Below are 13,607 nucleotides of genomic sequence, written 5' to 3' on the forward strand. Positions count from 1 at the left end.
GAAACATCAACTTGCATATGGACATTATAGGGAAGCAACTCTGCGCCTCAAAAACAAAACTAGCAGAGTCAGGGAAAACACCTATAGATTTTTATCGATGCGGATACTGTCCGTCCTGAAAGAGTTGCTAAAACGCTCAGCGGACTTCGCTAGCGCCCTCGCATAACAAAAGCGAGAGCGTCGCGACGTTAGGGACGACCGTCGCAATCCGACGTACGCATGCCGATGAAGGCATAACCCAAGGTACGTGTACGCCGGAGAGCGATGGCGTGGGGGTTGTTGGCAAGGGCGATGAGCCAGCCGTCCCCTGTCTTGCGTTTGAGCAGACCGGTGATTAGCCGCAGTGAGATGCGTAGGAAATCAGTCTTTCGAGGCAGCCACTTCTTCTTGTGTCGGCAAAACTTGATCGTCAAGGTATCGCGCCAAGAATGGATTCATGTATCGCGGCAGAGGATAGGCGTCTGCGAGTGGAAAGCCCGCCTCAATCAACGCGCGGCTGAACTGATCTGCGATGCGCTTGCGCTCCGCCATCTCTACCACGTCCGATGCAAGGCTAGGCGGAACAACAACTATCCCGTCGTTATCTGCGACTATCCAATCGCCGGAGCACACGAGTACACCCGCGCATTGGACGGCGACGTCAGCTTCCCACGGCTGCATCGCGCCGAAGTAAGGTCTTGCAGACCTACCCCGAGCGAACACAGGAAAGTCTTTGCTTGATGCGGCCCCAACGTCCCGCACCGCGCCGTCCACAACGATCGCACCGACACCCCGATAGGCTAATCGGGAAAACATCATGTCCCCCATAGCGGAGTACTGTGCTCCCAAAGCATCAACGACTAACACGTCCCCCGGATTGACAGTTTCATATAGCTGCCGATTAACGCGGCCTCCTGGTGCACTTTCGATGTCCTCCCTTTCCGGGAGGAACCGCAACGTTCTCGCACGCCCAACAATTGGACCCTTTAAGCTTCCGAAGTTCTGCAGCTCGTTCATCACAACGCGTGATACGCCCAAGCTCATCAATGCGTCCGCTGCGTCGGAAGAACTAAGAGCTCCGAGCCGCTCGCTGATTTGTAGCACCGGTCGTTGATTCATATGAGCTTCCTTGAGTTTCCAGTTACAGATTCAGGTTTCCTAGAAGTCTTGTTGCCTGCACCGCCCGAAGCAACCCCCGATAATCTCAAGTTAGTTGCGGCGCGTCTGTAACCGTAAGGCTCCTATTAGTAGGCTTCATCGGCTACCACAGTTGCTTAGCGTTCTCGGTACGCATTGAGAGCTGCGGCACGTTCGAGGATGCTCGGCATAGACCGGAGCACTTATCAAAGCCCCTACCAGGAGATTTGCCTACGCGTCGGTCTTCAGACATTCGCGCTTTTGCCGATAACCCGGATTTGCATGGATGGGCCGTAAGGTATGAAAATCGAATCCCTTCTTGGTTATAGGCACGGCAGCGGTTCCAGCTGCTGCGTTTCCAAACGGCAAGACCGATGCTGGTCTCCCGCGCAACCGACCGATCGGTGTTCGGTCTCCCTTCATGTCCCCGCGTTCTTGTTCGGCCGAGGGTGAACGAGATGGCACCAGCAACTAGAAGGTTTATCTTAACTCCTCGGAACGATATCCGAAGAGTACAAAGCAGGCTGCTTTCGATCGTGGCAATCACTGCTTGGTGCGCCCTCGCGTGGCTGTGGCTTTGGCCTCAGCTTGACGGGCACTACGCAGCAGACCATGGAAGAATCACTGTGGACGTAACCCATCATCGCGGTGAGACGCAGGTGACTCTGTCGCGCGAGCGTGATGACGGAGAAGCCAAAATCACGCGTTTTCTTACCACCGCTGGGTTTTCGAAAGTCCAATTTGGCGATGGCTTAGCAACTCAAGAGCTCGTCTTCCAGCCCCTCGAGACAAATCACTACAGGTTGATCACCGGGTGCGGCTGGGTGTCACTCGACAAACAAACAACAGCCAGCGCTCTCGTACGTTCGCATCCATACGGGGCAGTCATGTTCGTCGCGCTCTGTATGATCGCGTTCATGCTCCACGTCGTGAACGAAAAGGCAAAATCAGAGCCTGAAGTCATCTACCCGATGTGGGTCGCCTATTTCGGCGCATTGTTTGGAAGTTCGTTTGTTCTCGTCGCTGCCGGCGAGTCCGGCATATTTGGTTTCGACGGAGAGCCACGAAACGCACTTGCGCGCGGGATATTGGCCACCGTCGAGTATTCCTTGGATTTGCAGCGGGAGGTTTGTCTTCTCCTCGGCCTCTTAGCATTTATCTCGCTGACGCAATGGTGCGCGTATTTGCTGGCGGGGTTAAGCGGCGCCGCGCGACGGCCCCGATTCATCTGGACCACTTGGAAATGGGTGGCGCTCCTAACTGCGAAAGCACTAATAAGCGCATCTGCCGTCGCGTTGAGCATTGTTCTGGTCGGCGGCCACTATGGCTGGTTGAACGCTGAGCCACTTAACATCGTCGGAGATGCCTTGACCTGCCTTCTTCTACTAGTTCCTGGACTCGTAGTCTTCTGCATGGTCCCCGTCAAAAGCACAAGTGGGCGGCCTAGTTCGAAAGGCACCCGCAGCGTTCATCGTTGGATGGTTCGTCGGATGCGCAAGCAACCAAGCGACGTTGCGGCGAAGCCGAAATAGCCGGTGGATATGTCACGCCCGGGTACAGGTCCCTTCGTCGCCGGCTTGCGGCAGTGAACGACGGCGATCAGCTTCCCCGACAACGGCCATCGAGCTTGGGCAGAGGGGGCCTCCGGTAGTCGAACTGGACGACGACCTCGACCGGAGGTGCATTGCCCGGACTGAGACCGAACACAACGAAGAAGCGAGACCCGCGGGGGAGGACAGCGGACGCGCTGCTCGGCCTGGGTGAGTTGGGCCTGGAAACGGTGTCGTTAAGAACATGAGAGTTATCGAAATGGCGCGGCCTGAAAGCACACGTGCAACCGGAGCCATGCTTTGGCAAGTCGTCGCCACCCTCGAACAGTGGCAGCTGACGGACGTCATTGCTCTTGACGACCAAATTCGGTCAGACGGCCGTCTACAAAGCAGTCAGTCAGCCAAATCCAGGTTTGGCGAAGTGGAGTCGCCGATATGGGGCCGTTGGCGACCTCACGCAATCGGCCACGCTCTGCCGCTCGTGCGCAACCTATACGAGTCACTCGAATCGCTAATCTGCACCCGAGACCCGCCGAGATTGGGCGATAATGAACTTTGATTTTAATCGTAGCGCGGCGCGTTCGTGAGTTGCAAAGCCATAGCTGTCTTCGACGCTCCCCACAATATTTTCTTTCAACATGAGATCTTTCAAATTTCTTTTTTCCGTTGCTTCCTCTCATTGCGCTGCGAAGCCCGATTATTCGGGCTCTGATATCACCGAGATCACGAACGGCGCCTTTTTCGAGCACGCCAAATGCTTCGGCTACGACATCGGAAGGGCCTCGATTGCCACTATCGATGGGCGCTACCAAGTTTCCGTGGAGATGAGAGACGAAATCGGCATCGACGGTGCTGTGTCTTTCGTCGAAAGCTTCGCGAGCTTCACAACGTATCTATTGTCCTTTGATCAGAATCATTTTTACGGGTCCCCTTTCATCGATGTTGCGTACGGCGAGTTCTATCGCGACAACGGTGACGGTCTTAGAGATCATCTCAGCCTAAAAGTTACGCGAAGATTTGGATTGGATCGCCTTCCGTCAAATATCCCCGAACTTCACGAACTGGCTCACTTCTTTTTTCTCGGCATGCAGTCGAACAACGAGAAAGCAAAATACTTCAACCTCTTCCTGATCATGGAAGCGCTGGAGACTTCACCGTTGGGACGAACGATGTACGCTGACGGGACACTTTTCACGGAGAACGATAAAGAGGTAATTCGGGAAGCAGCGAACAAAATGGGCGATCAAAGGAAGGCCGGGGTCGTTCTCCGCGTACTGTCACAGACCGACGATCCTCGCCACGTGAAGCTTAGCGGCATTCTGCACCGTCTCGGGATCACCGAGTTCCAGAACCTGGAGGGGCAGCCACAAGTTCTTGTGACACCGACCGTCATGAAGGAGCTAATACAGACCAGGAATAAGCTGTTTCATAAAGGGAATGCGATCGACGCAAACCTCATTTGGGGAACGTTGATTCCGATTACACGACGCGTCGTCAGCGCACTGATCGAGAACCCGTCCGCCCTTACGCCATCCGCCGATGTCTAGCCGACGACCACAGCAGCCCCGCCCGCGTAGCCGCGCCGGCTATGCGGGCGGGACTGCTGTGGTCGTCACCGAGCGTTTCCCGGTGCAAAGGCGGCGTCCCCGCTGCGCTGCTTGATACCGCGTCCGCGGCACTCCGCCGGGCTGCTATCGCAGGAGTCGGCGATTTTGAAGATTGGCGAAGCCCGGACTGCGTGTTCCGAAAGGGGCCAACTTCGATGTCCAGGTCCGCTCAGTCATCCACGGTTGGGTCCTTGATCGGGACTGTTGACAATGGGCCCTGGCATTCTAAGGCGACGCTTCGTGGCGGGCCACCACATTTGTTTGGTGCTTCGCGGCGACGTTTAGACTGTAGATTCATCTCGAAACCGTTTCAAGCCAATAGCCAGATGTCGCACGCCGAAACTAAATACTTAGAGCTCGACAGTTGCCTCCGCGACAACGCGCGGCACCATTATTTCTATATGTGCGGCGGCAAAATAATAACGGAATCGAGGACTGGCTCGGCCGCGTCTAATCCTGCAGTCAGCGCCGAGTCACCGTTATACTTGGCTTCTTCGGCAACGCGCTGAAGCGACGTTTCGCCCCTTATGATTGCAATGATTATGGCGAAATATCCCTTCAAGATATGTTTGATTTGATAGAAGACTTCGTCAGGGTGAATAAATATACATGCGGGGTATCTGTCCATAGCCGCATTTCTGACGTAGATCCAATCGTCGTTCAGGTCGAAGTAGAGGATCGGGTAATGATAATTCTGCACGGCCGGTAACACGTAATTGATTCCATCGTGGCTAGCTTTAACCTGCAGGCCGGCGGGTTTTCCGGATGCCGAACTGCTTTCTTTTATACACAGTAGTTGATCTTCCGTATCATTTTTATCCACCCAAATGATATCTCTCTGAGTGTCGCTAGGATTGTAATACTGAAAAAAATTCTGCTTTGTTCTCATAGACCCCGTGGCGACGGCGACATATTCGTCTAATTTTTTTGACAGCCGAGTGCCAAAACGAGCGTGCATTCCAAGGATTCGATTTATCTCGGGATACTCGTTGCACATCTTAACAACAAGCGATTCAGCGATACTACCTATCAGTCGTGTCGCGTCTGCATGCGGGTTATTTGTCAAGACTTGGCGTAAAACCAAGTCGGGAGAGACGTATGACTCTTCGATCAAGATGTCGAGCAGCGTGTGTCCGTAAGTCGCCAGTTGGAGTTGCAGGGAAGGCTTCTGGAGATATTCAGAAAGCAACTGTGAGTGTCTGACCTCGCCGTTGAGGTCCTCGACAATGACTTTGACGTGAGGAGGAATGTAGATCGACACCTTGAAGCCTTCAAAGATAGTGACTTCCCGCATAACACATTACCAACCGAGAAGCCTGTTTCTAATGTGCAAAAGGTCAATTTATAACGTCAGCCTACATCTTACCCCAACAGAAGCTGACTTATAAACAAGGTCGGCAACGCTATTTACGAAATCGATAAGGGCGAACTGAAGTGTGTCGATGAGAATGCCCACTGTCTGTAGGCGACCGAGATTTCCGCTCGCTTTATATCAGGAACGACTGAAGTCAAATGACCGCTGCATTCTTGAACAGGTCATAGATCCTCGGCGACGGCCACGGTTCGCAACGGGTCGTCAAGAGCCAATGGTGTCTGCCGGACAGCCGCCGTTCGAAGATCGCGACGACCTGCCGAAGCGTGGCTCGGGTTAAAGACGTGCCTCCCGACCGTGCAATTGCGATAAGTGTTCTTATCATAATAGTCGCTTTTCCGGCCGCAACCGGGTCGGTGCGAATCGCACCGTACTCTCCGGCGCAGGGCCGCGCAATTGCCTGACGCTCCGCCGCGTCCATTCCATCGACAGATCAATAGGGTAGAGACGGATTCACGGTTCGCGATGCGAAGTGACAGATTCGATCGGACTGAGGCGAATTGACACTTTCATCGCGCTCGAAGCCGAAGCAAAGGTGTCACCGCAACACCGCTTTCCCGCATCCTGCCGTTCTGCGAATGATGACAGTTTCATTGCGTTCTACGCATATTTAACAACGGAAGCTACGTGTGCGGAATCGCGCGCTGACAAATAGCCGGCGAACAGCCGCCAGGTCCCGGAGATGTCTTGCCGCACGCTTACCATTAGAGCTAGACCAGCTTAATAAGCCATTGCAGAGCCGCCCTGGCGGGTCCGGTGATAACGAAGAAAGCCGCTGTAGCGAGAACACCCCCGCCGATAAGAATCCAGAAGACGACGCGTAGCCAGCGGCGCTGCACCTTCAGACGCGTGTCGAGAAACCCGAATACGCTGGAAAAACTGGATGCAATCTCCGTATGCAACTTTTCGAGCTCGGCACGTTGTCGGCCGATCTCGCGTTCCAAGATATCCAGTGTGTGCGTTTGATTCACGAGCAGGGCGGAAACAAGGATAACGAACACCCATGCGCCAATAAGGATCGCGGTGTTGATATAAAAATTTGCGTCGAACCCGGATGCCTCCTTCATTTGTGTCGCGACGACCACAGTGGCAACAGGGATGCCCAATATCTGGTTTTGAATGTCCGTGAAGACCTTGTGGATCTTGGCCGCGTATTCGATTCGCGTGGCTTCAAGTTCGCTTTTCACCTTCTCGTAAGAAAAGCTTGAAGCAAACAGGCGATAGCCATCGTTGAACTTTTTCAGCAGTTCGGGAAAGTGTGCAAGCACGGCGCGGAATCGTTCCTGCGGCGGCTCAGATCTGGTCAGTTCGCGCACCGCCTCTGCGAGGATTGCCATTTTCTGTTCGCGGTGGATATCAGTCGACAGCGCGTCGATTAGCCGATCGATGGCACCGACATCCAGTGCCTCGACATCTTCTGACGCGTACTGGACTGGCACATCGAATTTTCCCTCGTCGATAAAAATGAGGTGGCCTCCGGCCCGATCGACATAAGCCGCAGCTTCGCCCAGCAATGTCACAAGCTCCAGCAGCTTTCGGTACTTCTGCACGACGTCAGGGACGACCGCATCGCTGCACCGGTTGAACCGCTCCGCGACAATATAATAACGTCCCGGCTCGCTAACTCGGGCCGCCGGATTTCTTATCAAGTCCGCGAATGACATCGGGAACATCCCGATGCCAAGGCGCGGCGTGCCCAGCTCGATTGCCACTTCGTCGCCGACCTTCACCGCGTCGGGATCGTCCTCGGGTAGATGTACCGCGTACTCGTCCTGGTCGGCAACGACGCTGCGCAGTGCATCTAGCATCCTTTGATCATGAATTGCGAGCTTGCCCGCGCGCCGGCCCCTCTCGAGATCGACACGGTCGTACAAGTTCGCAAGCAGATCAAATTGCCTCTGGCTCATTTCGTTTTTCTACGATCATCTCATGCAACAGATCGTCGGGAAGGTTATGCAGGACAAGAGTTTGATTCTGCTCGTCAAACTCGATTTCGCCATTGACCAGCGCGTCACGGTCGAACTCTACCGCCCACGCGGTCGTCTTGGCCTTGAATTTGACCAGACTGCGCAGTGCCCTTCTGTTCGGCACGAAACCGTCGGATAGCTGCAGGTTGCCGTCAGCAAATGCGGCGCGAAGATTTTCCGGTGCGTCAGGCATCAATCGATTGGCGAGACCGTCCAAACTCAATGGGCGGTTCCCGGCCGCACATTCGCTGCAATAGTCAAACGCGCCGCGAAGCAGACGGTCGCGGTCCTCGGCTTCTAGTCCCTGGTTCGTCGCGAAGCTCTTGAGGCACGCGATCAGCTTCCTCGTTTCTTCGGACGACTCGACGACATCGTTGCAGCCCAAGAAGTGCTTGAAATAGTCCGATACCTCACCGCGTGCCTTCAGAAAGCTGATGTACCGTTCGCTGTTCGCCTGCCAGGCGGTTACGTCAATGCGACCGGCCACGCGCAGCGCAGCGAGATCAATGTAGGGACTATCGACAATGTCGAGTCCGTCCGTGATGGCCGTGCCCATCCTGTCGGTGACGATCGCGACCAAGAGGAAATCCGTCGACCCGTTATTAACATGCGCGATCAACACGTAACCGCCCGTCGCCAGCTGTTCGTTCTGGGCGCGGTCCCTGAGCGTGTTCATCATGCGGACTGACATCTCGTAGAAGTCAATCGACTGTTCAACGAAATAATCGCGCGCATACCGCGGCATAGGGTAGTTGTCCTCGTCCGCCTCAAATTTTCCGTATCCTTTGCCGCTCTTATCTGAATAGGACCGGTGCAGGTCCGACACCAAGCGCTCGACGGGGTCATTGATGCCGATCAAGGCCGGCCGGGTCACGACCTCGGCGCGTCGCTCATGGCGCTCCTTGACCAGCTTGTGAACGATCAGCCCATGGATTCGTTGCTGCGGAGCATTCATTGTGCGGCCTCCCCGGTTGCGGCGTACTGACCGTGGCGACGCCGCACGTAACGCAAGTCGCGCCCCACCGCCAAGGCGCGATCCAGCCGGTACAACTCCCTCATGTTCGGTCTCTCTGGTTGATACACTGGTCTCGCCGTCACCTCGACGGCATTTTCGGAGTGGCGTCATTCTAGTACCAAAATTGCCGGGCGCCTGCAAACCCGTGCGCCACGCGGCGCGCAGTGGTCCAGCAGCCACGCGCCGGTCGCCGCCCGCGCGTTGCCTTGGTTTCGTTGCCCGCTCGACTTGCGGGCTGCAGTCGACAGGCTTCGCGTGCCTCCCGCCACGCTGACGAGTGTTCCCGGTTGTCTGCATCCGCCGACCCGCTCCGCTGCCGCGACTCGGTCGTCTCTGCAGTTTTTTCTCGACTGCGTCTTCCGCCGAGCATGATCACCGATTCCCCGCGTGATCGTGATCATCCGCTTTGTTGTTCGATTGCGATCGTCTGTTTGAAGGTTCAGAAACGACATGATCCGATATACGGGTCACGGGGACACCGGGTCATTCACCTGCGTATCAAAGGATCATCGCGCGTTGCCCGACGACCCGCCCGATGGCATTTGACGACAAAGCTCCCCGATCGCGGAGTGCGCGATGAGATCTAGCCGCAAAGCGCGCGGGAATCCGGCAACAGTACATTGCATTGGGCAAGCCCCCGCAAGGCTTTAGTCGGCAATCTGCGACCCCTGCGACCGCTTGTCAGTGAAGACAGGGTCGACGAACGCTGCGTCGCGGAACTCGCTCCGGTGTCGCACAATGGATACCTGCTTCGTTGCGTGCGCGAACCCGCCAACGGAGCCGTCCCATGCGTGATAATTCGTATTATCACGCATGGTTTTAATGGGTAAAATTCGGGAGCAGGGCATCTACGTCCCGTCCAGACGGGCCCCCAGCCGAACGACAAGAAGCCGCCCATGGCCAATAAACCGCAGACCGTCACGAAAAGCCGCGCCGCGTACACGCGCAACCACTTCGCGGCGTTGCGCGCGTACGTCCAGCGCATCCCCGCGTCAACGATTACGCGACTTTATTTTTCGGAAGACGAAGACGGCAACGAAGCGACGCCGGGCTGGGCCGAGTCGTTTTTGCGGCGCATGCAGGCTGAACTGGTCGAACTGGCGCTTGAGCACGGCTCGTCGGTGCTGGCCGATCATTTGAAGTCGTCGGCCAAGGCGCACGGTAGCGCCCGCCTGACCGCCGTGACGCTCAAGATGGTCGAGCAAGCGGCGCTGTTGGCCGTCGCCAAGCCCGAGGCGACGCACGGCGTCGGCATGTGGTTCCGGCCGCTGGTTGCCCGACGGCTGAACGACGCGGGCATCCATACGCTCGCTGAACTGGTGGACTTCTGTAACCGCCGGGGCGGGAGCTGGTGGCGAGCGGTGCCGCGAGTCGGGCCGGGCCGCGCGCAGCGGGTGGTGTCGTGGCTACGTCAGAACGAAGACGCGATCGGTGCGCGCGTCGGCGGGGACGTGTCGCTCGACGATCCTTTTTCTGCCCCGGAAGGCGAACTCGTCACGATCGATACGGATTCGGGCGTTTTGGCACCACTGGAGCGCGTGCGACTGCCGAGCGAACTGTCGGGGGCCGCCGGCCTGAACCGCCACGCTAGCTTCCCCTACATCGCGGCGCATAACGACCTTGAGGCGGTCCGTGCTTACCTGCACCGCTACCGCGAGCAGCCCAAAACCCTGCGCGCTTACACCAAGGAGTTGGAGCGATTCCTCTTGTGGACCGTGACCGTCAGGCGCAAACCGCTCAGTTCTCTGCTGGCCGACGATTGCGAGGCCTATCGCGATTTCCTCAAAGCGCCCTCGCCGGCTTTCGTTGGTCCGCGCCAGTCTCGTGCGAGCGGTCGCTGGCGGCCCTTTGCGGCGAGCGAACTGAGTCCTGAAAGTCAGCGGTATGCGGTCCGCGCGCTGCGGGCGGCGTTTGGGTGGCTAGTAGACGTCCGCTATCTCGCCGGTAATCCATGGACCGCCGTGTCCGATCCGGTCGTGGTCGAACGCGAGAACCTGCTGAAAATTGAACGCGCGTTGCCCGCTGATTTGTGGGCGCGGATGCGCGGCTTCGTTGACAGCCAGTGCAAGAGCGAAGCTGCTCAGTATTGGCGGTCGGCGCGAGTTGCGCTTCTCCTCGCTGCAGATTCCGGCCTTCGTCGCGACGAGCTGGTGGGCGCTCGGAGGGAAAACTTGTCGCCGACGACATACGGCGACGGTGCAGATGTCGTGTGGCAACTGACGATCGTTGGCAAGCGAAACAAGGAGCGCACAGTGCCGGTGAGTCCCCCGACCATCGGGGCACTAACCGCTCACTGGCGCGATCGGGGCGAGGATTTCGACAGCGCGGCTGCGGGGCCGCTCCTAGCGCCGATCTTCATCCCGCCCGGCAAAGAAGCGCAAAAGAAACACGCCGAACGAAAGCCGCTGAGCTACCACGTCAACACCATCAATTTCATGATGGAGTGGGTCATGAAGCGTCTTATTGCGGGAATGCCGGACCTGACGACCGACGAGATGAAGTTGCTCGCCGGCACGTCGACGCACTCGTTTCGGCATACCTTCGGGACGCACGCCGCTGCAGAGGACGTCCCGCTCGACGTCGTGCAGAGAATTCTTGGTCATGCGTCTCTGCAGACGACGTCCATTTATGTGCAGGCGGAGAGGCAGAGGATGCTTCGAGAAGCGGCGTCCTTTTACCGTCGCCCGAAAGCTGACACTCGCGGCGAGGGTTGAAAGCTCCGAGCCTATACCGCTGCCGAGACAATCGGGGTACTTGACTCCTCAATCCTGAACGGCCGTCCTTCTATCTGCAGATCAGTAATCACGCGCAAATAGGAACGGTGCGATCGAGCAACTCGGGTTCCAACGTGCGCTTCCGCACATAGGCTACTCGTAAGCCGTTGCTTACCAATGCCTTACTTACTACGGTTTAGGCACGAACCGCGACGCTCGCGCACTAAATCGGGCCGACGCTCAAATCGCCGACCGTGGAATGACGATGGAGAACGTAATCAAGCAGAAAGATTAATCAACTTACCGCCAGTGTTCATCCATATCGAGGACGAAGGAGGCAAATGCGGCTGCGCGAATGACAACGGTCCGCTGAAGCAAATTGATGTTGGAATGGAAATCGAAAATAATGTTCTACGAATGAATCTTTTGGAATACGGCGCGATGCCGGCGGTGGGCTGAAGCCGACCGCATTCGTGCACTCCGAGTGCATGTTAGAGGTGCAGAAGTGACTGTCTTTGCCGTCTAGTAAAGGATTGATCGAGTCAATGATCTTAACCGCGGTGGTCGAACCATCCGTTGCACGCAGAGTTACGTAGAAGTCGGTCGACATAAAGCGTGCCTCCTAGGACCTGCAGAAGACCGGCATAGACGCCGCAACCGGGGGCGCTGCACCGCTCGCTGGCGCTGGCGCGAGCGTGACCGCCTGAACTTTCTCAGGAGTGAGCACATTCAGGTTTTGACAAGCAGGAGTGTCGTCCGAGCCTTTTTGCAGTGCGTCGTCGCAAGTTTGGACCTGCGCAACAAATTCTTCCCGTAAGCAAGTCGCCTGTTTCAACAGATTGGCGACGCTTGCCTTCGGCGTGGAGAAGAACGCGTTGTACTGCTCATCGTCCATCGCTATTGCACGGCGAAGCGTCAGGATGTTGGTGAAAAGTTCGTTGTGGAGGAAGCTCGTATTCTCAATTTTTGTCATCAGCACCATCGAGGGACTTGTAATCTTCGACGCTCCCGGCAGGTACGGAAGCGCACTGTATGGCGTAATGGTGACCTTCAGCGGAAGCTGATTGCCGAGCATTGACCCTGCGACAGCCGTCTTCCAATCATTCGTTGCGTAAACCGCTGCGGCGCGTACAGCGGCCGGGTTCACTGTGCCTGAGCTACCGATGGCGACCGCGCCAACCCCGGACGCAGGCACACCTTTGCTACGGGGACTAACGAACACTGTTGCGACACCGGCAACATCTTGCTCCGCATCCTTGCTAGTAACACCGATACTGAACAACTGAGCGAGACCCGCTTGTGCTTTCGAGGTGTCAGACGAGGATCTCGAACTCGACTTTATAGCCAGCCGAAAAACCTCATCGATTAGACTGCCTGACTGAATCCCACTTATAAAATATGTCCCACACAGGTTTTTGAAAGTCGTCTTGTCGGAGGCCGTCGCGAGCTTTTCGACGTTTCTGCCCCAGACACCCCCGACTCGAGCTTCCGTCTTTGTAATGTATTGCCCGTGAATACGACCGAAAGCATCAATCCGATTGAAATAGTTCTCGTCCGACTCGGCCATGTCCGCGCCGAAAGTGAAAGCCTTGTAGGTCAAGGAAAAATCAGCGCTTTGCCCGCTCGAACTTCGATGTGAGCTCATATTGGTCGAGACGGTTGTCGTTACATCACCGTCGAGGAACTGCACCGTCGTATCATCTTTCGAGCCTTGCGGTCTCAGTTGCGCGCTGTCCGGTGTCCTACGGTCCTCCAAAATACAAAGGTACTGCCGCACGGCACCCGTCAGCGGATCGAAGCCGTACCCTAACTTTATGTCTCGACCGTCGGGCGGCGCTTGGACGACCTGCGGGGGTGGCGCCGCGATCGGCGCGCCCTGAAGTTTCGGCCCGCCGGACGGTATGCCCAGCCTTAACTCAGGCTTTGTGAAACTAAGCGCTCCGACGTCAAGTGTTTGCGGGGACGCCGCGGACGTTAGTGCCAAGGCAATGGCAAAAGTAAGAAATCGCATCGACATCATCTTCGAGTCCCTCGGCTTTTGATTTTTATTGACCGTCAGTGGTGGATGACCGTTGGACGCTTTGGTGCGCCAGAAAACCGCCAACGGCCGATGGACCCAATGTATCGAAGCCTAGGACACCAATTGATAAGTTTCATTCGTGGATACGTTACTTGACTTTAAGACTCGGCAATTGGGCGTTCTTCCTGTCCCCAAGAAGGAGAATTCGTGCAACCAATAATCTCCTTACACATCGCGGCCCGCCTC

At 56.5% G+C, this 13,607-nt stretch carries 8 protein-coding genes; 3 read left to right on the forward strand and 5 right to left on the reverse strand.

The genetic code is table 11. The features are described from left to right. Positions 1 to 360: 360 nt before the first annotated feature. Positions 361 to 1,098 (reverse strand): RraA family protein, encoded by a 738-nt coding sequence (locus tag AWB76_RS37070; protein WP_082864619.1) that lies wholly within the window; start codon positions 1,096 to 1,098, stop codon positions 361 to 363. Positions 1,099 to 1,742: 644 nt separating this feature from the next. Between AWB76_RS37070 and AWB76_RS37075 the strand changes: the two genes are divergently transcribed. Both AWB76_RS37075 and AWB76_RS37080 read left to right on the forward strand, forming a co-directional pair. Continuing rightward, positions 1,743 to 2,648 carry a hypothetical protein gene (locus tag AWB76_RS37075; RefSeq protein WP_157696311.1) on the forward strand — a complete coding sequence of 302 codons (906 nt, stop codon included), beginning with the start codon at positions 1,743 to 1,745 and terminating at the stop codon, positions 2,646 to 2,648. Positions 2,649 to 3,304: 656 nt separating this feature from the next. After that, positions 3,305 to 4,213 carry a hypothetical protein gene (locus AWB76_RS37080; protein WP_061165057.1) on the forward strand — a complete coding sequence of 303 codons (909 nt, stop codon included), beginning with the start codon at positions 3,305 to 3,307 and terminating at the stop codon, positions 4,211 to 4,213. Positions 4,214 to 4,670: 457 nt separating this feature from the next. Here the strand turns inward: AWB76_RS37080 and AWB76_RS41930 are convergent, their stop codons facing one another. From AWB76_RS41930 to AWB76_RS37100, 3 genes are all read right to left on the reverse strand, one after another. Then, positions 4,671 to 5,567, reverse strand: coding sequence for a hypothetical protein (locus AWB76_RS41930; RefSeq protein ID WP_208606661.1), 897 nt, complete (start codon positions 5,565 to 5,567; stop codon positions 4,671 to 4,673). A 788-nt stretch (positions 5,568 to 6,355) separates the two neighbouring features. Further along, positions 6,356 to 7,552 carry a hypothetical protein gene (locus AWB76_RS37095; RefSeq protein WP_061165059.1) on the reverse strand — a complete coding sequence of 399 codons (1,197 nt, stop codon included), beginning with the start codon at positions 7,550 to 7,552 and terminating at the stop codon, positions 6,356 to 6,358. Beyond that, on the reverse strand, positions 7,533 to 8,567 hold the full coding sequence (locus tag AWB76_RS37100) for a nucleoid-associated protein (protein WP_061165060.1): 1,035 nt from the start codon (positions 8,565 to 8,567) through the stop codon (positions 7,533 to 7,535). The genes AWB76_RS37095 and AWB76_RS37100 overlap by 20 nt, the downstream gene beginning before the upstream one ends. Before the next feature lie 956 nt (positions 8,568 to 9,523). Here AWB76_RS37100 and AWB76_RS37105 point away from each other — a divergent pair. Further along, positions 9,524 to 11,341, forward strand: coding sequence for a site-specific integrase (locus AWB76_RS37105; RefSeq protein ID WP_061165061.1), 1,818 nt, complete (start codon positions 9,524 to 9,526; stop codon positions 11,339 to 11,341). Positions 11,342 to 11,963: 622 nt separating this feature from the next. Here AWB76_RS37105 and AWB76_RS37110 read toward each other — a convergent pair. After that, on the reverse strand, positions 11,964 to 13,361 hold the full coding sequence (locus AWB76_RS37110) for a hypothetical protein (RefSeq protein ID WP_061165062.1): 1,398 nt from the start codon (positions 13,359 to 13,361) through the stop codon (positions 11,964 to 11,966). Positions 13,362 to 13,607: the final 246 nt, after the last annotated feature.

It is taken from the genome of Caballeronia temeraria (genome assembly GCF_001544795.2).
GTDB classification, from domain to species: Bacteria; Pseudomonadota; Gammaproteobacteria; order Burkholderiales; family Burkholderiaceae; genus Caballeronia; species Caballeronia temeraria.